This window comes from Aeromonas sp. QDB25, from assembly GCF_027707725.1.
GTDB classification, from domain to species: domain Bacteria; phylum Pseudomonadota; class Gammaproteobacteria; order Enterobacterales; family Aeromonadaceae; genus Aeromonas; species Aeromonas caviae.
On record NZ_JAPCIZ010000108.1, the window covers coordinates 1 to 8,921 of the forward strand.

Consider the following 8,921-nt stretch of genomic DNA (forward strand, 5'->3'; position numbering starts at 1 on the left):
CGCACGCCTCAAGGTAGGAAAAACCGCTCTCTACGCTGCCTTGCAGGCGGCCAGTTCTGGCAGTGCAGCCGACTCCTGATATTTCGTGCAGTCGCCTTCTGAAAACGACAGCATTTTAAATGGTTCCAAAATAGTTTTTTGCCACCCGAGATGTAGTTCCCATTAGGTATACCTTTTTAGAACCACCACATGACGATCGAAACACAACCTTTCGATAGCCTTTTGATCTGACAGCACAAACTTTAAGTGTGATCCGTCATCACAAAGTCGCTTTTGAGTTGTATTTGAGTATTTAAGCGACGTTGCTCACCATTCCTGATCTGCTGAATGGGATGCCAAAGGAGGAAATCTACAGAAGCTGGGCTTTGAGGTGAGTCATCTTTTCGACTCACCGAACAAGCCAGCAGCCAAGCGTAGCGCGGCAGTTCTTTACCCCATGGCTTGGTAATCTCCCCGTCTGCTGTTCTCTTACCCGCTATAGGGGATAAATGTTAGATACCGCCTACAGCGTGTAAGTTACATTTACCACCTGTAACAGGTAAATATTGATATACCTGCCATAGCGTGTAAATTGGAAGAAGGCACGCTACCAGGTTGTCGAATCATGAAAGTAACCAGCGCCAAGCAGCTGAGCGCCTGTATCAAGGATGCCAGGCTTTCTCAAAAGCTCTCTCAAGGCAAAGTGGCCGAGAAAGTGGGGATTAGGCAAGACACAGTCTCCAGCTTCGAGCTCAATCCTGAGTCCACCAAGCTGGAAACCCTGTTCAAGATCCTCGCAGCACTCGAATTGTCAGTGGATATCAAACCCCGCAATGAGTCATCCGAGAGTCCGGCATCGGGCTGGAAGGAGGAGTGGTAATGGCCAATCTGGCTGTCTACATGAACGGCTATCGGGTAGGCACATTCACCAAAACTACCAGCGGCGCCCATCAGTTTCAGTACCATGAGTCATGGCTAGCACAACCGGGCAGCCGTCCGATCTCACTCTCCATGCCATTGCGCCATCAGGCCTACCGGGGCGATGAAGCCTATAACTTCTTCGACAACCTGCTGCCAGATAATACGGAGGTGAGAAACAGGGTTGTAGCACGCTATCAAGCGGCATCAACCCAGCCCTTCGATCTGCTCAGTTGCATTGGCCAGGATAGCGTAGGGGCATTACAGCTGGTTACCGAAGGGCACGATGTTCCAGATGTCAGGCGAATCGACTACAAGGCACTTTCCGATGACGAGCTCGAGCAGATCCTGACCAGCTACAAATCAGGAATCCCTTTGGGGATGGTCAGGGAGCAAGAGGAGTTCCGGATCTCTATCGCCGGGGCGCAAGAAAAGACTGCGCTGCTCTATATCGATGGCCGTTGGTACTTGCCACTCAAAGCAACGCCGACAACCCACATTATCAAACTCCCTATCGGCAAGATTGAAAGCCACTCCTACTCGATAGACCTCTCCCAGAGCGTAGAAAACGAATATCTCTGCACTCTGATTGCCAAGGAGTTTGGTCTACCCGTACCTCACTGCTTCATGATGCAGGTTGGCCAGGTCAAAGCACTGGCTGTGGAACGCTTCGACAGACGTTACGCTGCCGATCGCAGTTGGATAATGCGCCTTCCCCAAGAAGATTTCTGTCAGGTATTGAATGTTCCGTCAGCACGGAAATACGAGAGCCATGGAGGACCAGGGATCACAGACATCATGAAAACCTTGCTGGGCTCTGCGACACCAGAACAGGATCGCTACCTGTTCATGAAATCTCAGGTCCTGTTCTGGCTGCTGGCAGCCACCGATGGCCATGCAAAGAACTTCTCGGTCTTTATTGAACCGGAAGGGCGTTTTCGCCTGACCCCTTTTTACGACATCCTATCTGTCTATCCAGTGTTTGGTGGCCGAGGCCTCAACCGAAGGGACGCCAAGCTCGCTATGGGCCTAGCAAGCAGCAAGGGAAAGAAGTACTCCATTGAGCAGATATTCCCGCGTCATTTCTTCCAAACGGCAAAAACTGTGGGATTTGAGCGTTCTGCTATGGAAGAGATCCTGACAGAACTGGCCAACTCCGTTGATGATGTTATTGAGCGCGTTACCCAGCAATTGCCAGCAGACTTCCCCGATACCATCAGCAGCACCATTCTAGAGGGCCTAAAAGCCCGCTCAGCCAGGCTGATAAAGGGTTGGGATTAAATTGGCGGTATGTGGGATGACTGCACGGTTAGCCAAACTACCTATGGGGAAACTTGCACGGTTCGAAGAGTAAAGCGGCTTTCTAGGCACCGGACGATGCTATAGTCGGTTCAAAATATGTTCAAAACTCACCTAAAAGGCGGCTTTGACTGCGTGTGGTGGCATCGCGTTGATTCATATGGGAAGGCTGCACGATCGAGAATGGACTATATGGGAACGCTGCACGATGGCAGAAACCCGTGAGCGGCCTCTCAATATGCTGTTTTAGTTACTTTTACCCCAAGTGGCCCCCGAAAAGTCACTAACATATTGAAGATAATAAATTATTTACATTCTGCATCGGCAAGTAAGTCCGCAGAACAGGCAATGAAAAGCCCGGGTTCATCCCGGGCTTTTTTTGTGCGCTTTTCATCCACCGACCTAGAGGCGGCGCAGGCACCACATGAAGTAAGCACCCCCTAACAGGGTGGAGACCAGACCGACGGGCACCTCCTGGGGAAAGAGGATCTGCTGGCCGATCCAGTCCGCCGACACCATCAGCAAAGCACCACAGCCTGCGGCGCCGAGCAGGTGCCAGCGCGCCCTCACCAGCCCCATCAATCTGGCGAGGTGCGGCGCCAGCAGACCGGCAAAGGAGAGCGGGCCTATCACCATGGTGGCACTGGCGGTGAGCACGGCCACCAGCAGCAGGATGGTGAGCTGGGCACGGCCGAGATGGATCCCCAGAGCCGTCGCTACCGCCGGCCCCATGGGCATGAGATCGAGCCAGCGGCTCACCAGCAGGCAGGCTGCCAGCATCAGCAGCGCCAACACCACCAGGGCAAGGGCCACCGGCTGGGTGACGTAATAGGTGGAGCCGGACATCCAGGAGAGCAGTTGCTGCACCCGCAGGTCGCCGTTGGCCAGGGCGATGGCCTGCAACGGCTCGAACAGCGCCGTGATGGCGATGCCAGACAGCAGTATCCGCTCCGGCTGGAAGCCGTTGCGCCGGTTGATAAGCACCAGCAGCAACAGGCAGGCGAAGGCGCCCACCAGCCCCCCCAGCAGCATCATGGGCAGCGGCAAGGCGGGCAGCAACAGGACCGCCGCAATCACCCCCATGAAGGTGCCACCGCTTACCCCCAGCAGTTCGGGGCTCGCCATGGGGTTGTTGCTGACTCGCTGCAACAGGGTGCCTGCCAGCGCCAGCAACACGCCTGCGGCACCCGCTGCCAGCGTGCGCGGCAAGCGCCACTCCAGCTGGGCCTGCCACCGCAGCCAGCTCGGCCAGCCCCAGCCGCCCATCCCCTGCCCAAACAACAGGGAGGCGATCACCGCCGCAGCCAGCCCCAACACCATCAGGCCGACAAGGCGAGTCGGCGCCGGATGGCGGGCCAACTGCAGGGAGGAGTTTGCCTTAGGCGCACTCTGCTTGATACCAAGACGCGGGATCAGCCAGAGCAGCAGCGGCGCCCCCAACAGGGCCGTCATGGCGCCGGTCGGGATCAGCACAGGCCAGAACCGGCTCAGGGTCTGCAGCAGCAGATCGGTGGCCGCCAGCAACAGGGCGCCGAGGATGGGTGCCCACAGCAGCCGCTGGGCCAGTTTTCTGACCCCCAGCAGCCGCACCATGGCGGGCGCCGCCAGCCCGATAAAACCGATCAGCCCCACCACGCTCACCACGCAGGCGGTGACGAACACGGCGAGACCCAGACCAGCCAGGCGCAGATGCTTGAGGGAGACCCCCAGGCTGCGTGCGCTGGCATCGTCCAGCTCCAGCACTGCCAGCGGGCGCACCAGCACCGCCGCCAGCATCGCGGCCAGCAGCAACCGTGGCAGCAGATAGCCGACGCCGATCCAGCTGTTCTGGGCCAGAGATCCGCTCCCCCACACCAGCAACCCTTTGAGCTCCTCCTGGAAGAACAGCAGCAATCCCATGCTGATGGCGGCCAGATAGAGGTTGATCACCAGCCCTGCAAAGACGATGACCACGGGATTGAGCTGACGGCGCCAGGCCAGGGCGAAGACCAGCCCCATGGCCAGGCTTCCCCCGGCCATGGCGATCCACTCCCGCCCGATCAGCAGCCAGGAGGGGGCGAGCAGGGTCACCATCATCAGCGCCAGCTGGGCGCCGGAGGCCACCCCCAGGGTGGTGGGCGAAGCCAGGGGATTGCGCAGCACCTGCTGCATCAGGGTACCGGCGAGCCCGAGGGCGGCACCGGCCAGCAGGCAGATGGCAAGGCGCGGCAGCCAGCTGAAATGAACCACCGCCTGGCGGGCATCGTCCAGCTCGGGGGAGAACAAAGCCTGCCACCAGAGCGCCCCCGGCAGTTGACGTGCCAGCTCGGCGCAAGCCAGCCCCAGTGTCAGCACCAACAGGCAGAGACCCGGGCGCAGCAGGGGCGAAGAAAGAGAAGATCTCATTGATTTGATCCCCCGGTTGCACTGTGGACAGCCTGCTCCCGCAGGGCACCGTCCAGCAGGGTGGCGAAGCGACGGGCCGCCAATATGCCACCAAAACTCCATGTCGCAGGCAGATGGATCACTGGATTATTCTGTACCAGCGGGAGATGCTGCCACAATCCAGGCTCCTGAAGTTTTTCACCAACCCCTACGGGCACGGGGTCCACCACCACCAGCCTGGCCTCCGGCATCCCGAGAAACTGCTCCAGGCTCGCGACCGAGAATCCCCATGCATTGGTCTCTCCCTGCCAGGCGTTGCGAAGACCGAGGCGCTGCATCACAGCCTCGAACAGGCTGCCATGGCCAAACACCCGCACATGGCGCTCATCGATGAATTGCACCACCAGCAAGGGGGGCATATCGGCGGGCTGCGCCGCCTGCATCTGTGCCAGATCCTGCTCCAGCGCGGTGAGCTGGCGTTCGGCCTCCGCCTCTTTGTTGACCAGGGCGGCGATGGTCAGGGTCGCTTCCCGCAGTCGCTGCCACAGATCGGTGCCCGGTTCATACAGGGCGATGGAGTGCACCGGCGCGATGCGGGAGAGGGTCGGCGCCAGGGGGGCCGCCAGCGGCGAGATGAGAACAAGATCCGGTTTGAGCTCCGCCAGCAGTTCCCGGTTGGGTTGGGCACGCAGCCCGATATCGATCACCCCGGCAGGAAGCTGGGGTTCACCGACCCAGGCGCGATAGGGGGCCACATCCCCCACCGCCATCGGTGTCACTCCGAGCGCCAGCAGGGTTTCGGCTATGGTCCAGTCCACGGTGGCGATGCGGGGCGTGGCGCTGGTGGCGGTGACAAGCTGCCCGGCCTCCCCTGCCAGGGGCAGCAGCAGACTGAGCAGACAGGGCGCCATCTTCAATAAACGGTTCAAGAGCGGCCCCCGGTCAGACGATGGCGATGGCGTGGTCATGGGCCGGATGGCGAATGACCTCCATGGGGATGCCATAGATGGCGTTCAGGGTCTCCCCTGTCATGATCTGTTCGGGCTCTCCGTGGGTCAGCAGACGGCCGGAGTGCAGCGCCACCAGCCGATCGCAGAAGCGGGAGGCCATGTTGATGTCGTGAATGACGATGATGACCCCGAGGTTGAGCTGGCGGCTGAGCTGCTTGACGAGCGTGAGCACCTCCACCTGATGGGCCACGTCCAGGGCGGCCAGTGGCTCGTCCAACAGGATGAAACGGCTCTCCTGAGCCAGCAGCATGGCGAGCCAGACTCGTCCCCGCTCACCGCCGGAGAGGGTATCCACCAGCCGATCGGCAAAGCGTTCGGTGTGGGTCAGGGCGATGGCCCGTTCCACCTGACGGTGATCTTCCGCTCCCATCCGGCCCAGCAGGCCGCGCCAGGGGTAGCGCCCCATCTCCACCAGTTCGCGGCCGAGCAGGTTTTCGGCACTCGGCAGGTGCTGGGGCAGATAGGCCACCTGACGGGCAAACTCCCGGTTGCCCCAGGCAGACAACGGCTGGTCATCGAACAGGATCTCCCCGCCGCTGTGGGGTTGCTGGCGCGCCAGCAGCTTGATCAGGGTCGATTTGCCCGACCCGTTGTGGCCGATGAGGCCATAGACCCGACCTTGCTCGAAGCGAAGGCTGGTGGGGTGCAGCAGCGTGCGGTCATTGACCGCGAAGCTGGCGGATTTCATCTCGAACATAAGCAATTCCTGTGCTGGCTTGCTGCCAGTCTCATCGGTGCCAGCATCAGGCCGGCACCTTGCCATCCAGATGGGCGACCGCATCCCGGCTCACCTGCTCGCGCTGCTCGCCGGTCAGTTCGGTGAGACGGCCCTGGCGCATCTCCAGCAGGCGATCGGCCAGAGAGAAGTAGTGATCGTCGTGGCTGATGGCGATCACCGTCTTGCCCATCTCCTTGAGACGCGGCAACAGCACCTGATAGAAGATGCGGCGGAACTGGGGATCCTGATCCGCGGCCCACTCGTCGAACAGCATCACCTCCCGCTGCTCTGCCAGGGCAAGCAACAGGGCGACCCGCTTGCGCTGGCCCTGGGAGAGGTCGATATCGGCGATGAAGTCATCCTCGATGGCAAGCTTGCTGCCCATCTGCAAGCGCTCAAGCCACTCGGCAACCAGCGCCTCTTTCGGCTCCGGCCCCAGCAGATGCTGGAACAGGTGGTAGTCGGTGAAGATGGCGGAGAAGAGCCCCAGATAGCCGTTGCGATCGGTGACCGGCTCCCCATCCAGCAGGATCCGGCCAGAGACCGGTTGATAGAGCCCGGTCAGCAGCATGGCCAGGGTCGACTTGCCGGAGCCATTGCCACCGATGAGGAATATCTGCTCCCCCCGCTCGATCACCAGATTGATGGGGCCCACGGAGAAACCGCCCTCCCCCTGGTAGTGAAAGCTCACCTGATCCAGCTCGATGCGCTGCCAGGGGCGAGGCGCAGGCGGCAGCGGAAACGCCTCGTCCGGCTCCGCCAGATTGAGGGCAGCTATCTTGTCGAACGCCACCTGGGCGGCGATCAGGGTCGGCAGGGCTCCGATACCTTGCAGCAAGGGAGTGCGCAGGAACAACAGGGTCAGGGCGAAGGTGGCGGCCACATTGGTGTTGGCCCAGCCCAGCCCGTTGGCCAGGAAGAAGACCAGGCCGATGGCACCCAGCATCATGATGTTCGACCAGTTCACCGCGCTCAGGTGGTAGGTATCGGCGCGGATGATCTGCTCCCGGTAGTCCCGGGCATTCTGCTCATAGAGCTGGTGGTAGACGAAGTGGGCACGCTCGCGGTTGAGCGCCAGCTCCTTGCTCCCGGCGATGATGGACTGGTAGTTCTGGTAGAGCCTGTCTTCGGCCTGGCGCATGTGCGCCAGGTGTCGATAGACCCGGTTCACCAGCAGCCAGCCCACCACCATGGTCACGGTGACCCAGAGGGCGGTAACACCGAGCAAGGCGGGAGAGAGCAGGCCAAGGTAGATGATGGAGCCCAGAGTGAGCACCAGGCCCTGTACCAGCTCCGGCAGGCGCACGAAGGCGATGGTGATCTGACCGATGTCGCTGGAAAGGGAGGCCAGGAGCGGCCCCTGCCCTATTTGACGCAGACGGGCGACGTCGGTATCCAGCAGTTGCTTGAGCAGGCGGCCACGCAACCGGTAGACGAAATGGTGACCCAGGGTGGTCAGGGCAAGTTGGGATCCGAGCGTGATCACCAGCAGCAGCAAGACAAGGCCGACAAGCTGACCCAGGATCGGCAGCGGATCCCCGACTGATTCGATAAGTGATTGATTGATGAAGGCAATGACGCCTATCCCGCTGACAGCACTCAGCAGGCTGAGCAGGGTAATGGCGATGAAGGGCCAACGGTATTGGCGATAAACCAGTGACAAGAGTTCCATGACAGGCCTGTAGATGAATGGAAGGAGGGCGGGAGCCTTCGCCCCCGCCCGGCCTGTCGCTTACCAGCGGTAGTTGACGGTGCCGACTATGCTGCGCGGCTCGCCGTAGTAGCAGTAGTAGTCGCAGCTCGCCACATAGGTGTCGTTCAGCAGGTTGTTGACGTTGATCTGGGCACGCCAGTTCTTGGCAAAGTCATACCCGATCATCGCATCCCATACGGTGTGTGCCGGTACCTGGGCGGAACCATAGATGGGGGTGTAGTCCGCATTCACCGCGCCGATGCCGACGCTGGAACCCACATAGCGCACGCCGGAACCCAGCTCAAGACCGGATACCGGGCCCTGCTGCACCTTGTAGTTGCCCCAGAAGGAGGCCTGGTGGCGCGGGATCAGGCTCGCACGACGATCGCCGTTGCCGGTGTCGTTGGTCTTGGCATCGGTATAGGTATAGGCAGCGGTCAGGCGCAAGGCCTCGGTGGCCTGCACGCTCCCCTCCAGCTCGACCCCCTGGGAGGTCACTTCACCGGCCTGGGTCTGCTGGCCGGAGCCGGTAGAGACCAGGGAGTTGGTCTGCTCCAGATCGAACAGCGCCAGGTTGATGTAGCCATCGAGGAAGCTGGGTGCGTACTTGACGCCGGTCTCGTAGAGCTTGCCTTCCAGCGGCTTGTAGGAGTTGCCGGTGTTGGGGTCTATCCCCGGCAGCACTTCGAAGGATTCCGCATAGGCGAAGTAAGGGGAGAGACCGTTGTCGGCCAGGTACATCAGGCTGCCGGAGAGAGAGAGGTTGTCGTCGTACTGTTTCTCGTTCTTGCTCTTGGCTTCGCTGATGTTGTGGGTTTCCACGTAATCGAAACGCGAATTCAACTCCGAAGTGCAACACCCGCCAAATCAAGCAACCTGTCGTAGTTCATCAAACACGATCTGCGGTTGCCTGAAATCCAAACATTTGCGCGGTCTAAGG

6 protein-coding genes and 1 pseudogene are annotated in these 8,921 nt (G+C 60.4%); 2 read left to right on the forward strand and 5 right to left on the reverse strand.

Annotated features, from left to right (window positions below):
- Positions 1-604 precede the first annotated feature (604 nt).
- Positions 605-859, forward strand: coding sequence for a helix-turn-helix domain-containing protein (locus PG883_RS21460; RefSeq protein ID WP_017410478.1), 255 nt, complete (start codon positions 605-607; stop codon positions 857-859).
- Positions 859-2,178 (forward strand): type II toxin-antitoxin system HipA family toxin, encoded by a 1,320-nt coding sequence (locus tag PG883_RS21465; RefSeq protein ID WP_042864682.1) that lies wholly within the window; start codon positions 859-861, stop codon positions 2,176-2,178. The genes PG883_RS21460 and PG883_RS21465 overlap by 1 nt, the downstream gene beginning before the upstream one ends.
- Before the next feature lie 420 nt (positions 2,179-2,598).
- On the opposite strand, the gene fhuB is transcribed toward PG883_RS21465, so the two are convergent.
- The 5 genes and pseudogenes from fhuB to PG883_RS21490 form a co-directional block, all read right to left on the reverse strand.
- Complete coding sequence (fhuB, locus tag PG883_RS21470; protein WP_041212067.1) at positions 2,599-4,581, reverse strand: Fe(3+)-hydroxamate ABC transporter permease FhuB; 1,983 nt, start codon at positions 4,579-4,581, stop codon at positions 2,599-2,601.
- Positions 4,578-5,471 (reverse strand): ABC transporter substrate-binding protein, encoded by an 894-nt coding sequence (locus tag PG883_RS21475; protein ID WP_041212338.1) that lies wholly within the window; start codon positions 5,469-5,471, stop codon positions 4,578-4,580. The genes fhuB and PG883_RS21475 overlap by 4 nt, the downstream gene beginning before the upstream one ends.
- 31 nt (positions 5,472-5,502) lie before the next feature.
- Positions 5,503-6,267, reverse strand: coding sequence for an ATP-binding cassette domain-containing protein (locus PG883_RS21480; RefSeq protein WP_010672275.1), 765 nt, complete (start codon positions 6,265-6,267; stop codon positions 5,503-5,505).
- A 46-nt stretch (positions 6,268-6,313) separates the two neighbouring features.
- Entirely contained in the window at positions 6,314-7,960 is a 1,647-nt protein-coding gene (locus PG883_RS21485) for a multidrug ABC transporter permease/ATP-binding protein (RefSeq protein WP_041212066.1), read from the reverse strand.
- A gap of 60 nt (positions 7,961-8,020) precedes the next feature.
- Positions 8,021-8,815 (reverse strand): annotated as a pseudogene (locus PG883_RS21490) (TonB-dependent siderophore receptor); the annotation flags it as partial.
- Positions 8,816-8,921: the final 106 nt, after the last annotated feature.